This is a genomic window from Flagellimonas ochracea (assembly GCF_009903685.1).
GTDB classification, from domain to species: Bacteria; Bacteroidota; Bacteroidia; order Flavobacteriales; family Flavobacteriaceae; genus Flagellimonas; species Flagellimonas ochracea.
The window spans coordinates 1-530 of the sequence record NZ_JAAABI010000030.1 but is presented as its reverse complement, the minus strand read 5'-3'; the positions used below and the strand labels follow the sequence as shown (position 1 = coordinate 530).

The 530-nt window shown below is 39.2% G+C and carries 1 protein-coding gene; it reads right to left on the bottom strand.

What is annotated here, in order from left to right; genetic code table 11:
* Positions 1 to 183, bottom strand: a 183-nt coding sequence (locus GTQ34_RS16750; RefSeq protein WP_208103918.1) for a ribonuclease H family protein, incomplete at its 3' end; no start/stop codon positions are given.
* Positions 184 to 530 lie beyond the last annotated feature (347 nt).

The window sequence follows — 530 nt, the reverse complement described above, 5'->3', positions numbered from 1 at the left end:
ATGCTGTACTGTACCAGATGAATCATTTGAATACATGTGAGAAAGCATGTCACTTAAAATGTTCTCAACACCAGGGACATAAATTACTTCGAAGTTGAATTCAGCAATGAGCTGTAGCCAATGAGCCTGGCAATCACTCAGAGACTTTTGTTCGAGGAGGTGTAGTAAAGGTTTATGATCCATGTACCAGAAAAACTTACAATCTTGGAGGATGTCTCAATGCTGACATATTGTTTCTACATCTATGAACATCTCTAATTCATGTACAGGGTAGTTCTGCTGAGCTAGGTTGAGTTTTGCAGAGAAGAAAGCAGCCACAGTAGTAGTGCACCAGTCATTTTCTTATGAAACAATACCACTGATGCCCATGCTACATGCGTCAGTAACAACATTAATATGTGGTTGAACAGTGCCATATGCAAGAGGCCTTTGTGAGTGATTATGGAACTGATTCGTATAGTTCTTAATATCCTTAAATGCCTATTGATGGATCTTGAACCAGCGAAAAGAAACTGTTGAACCAGTGATAC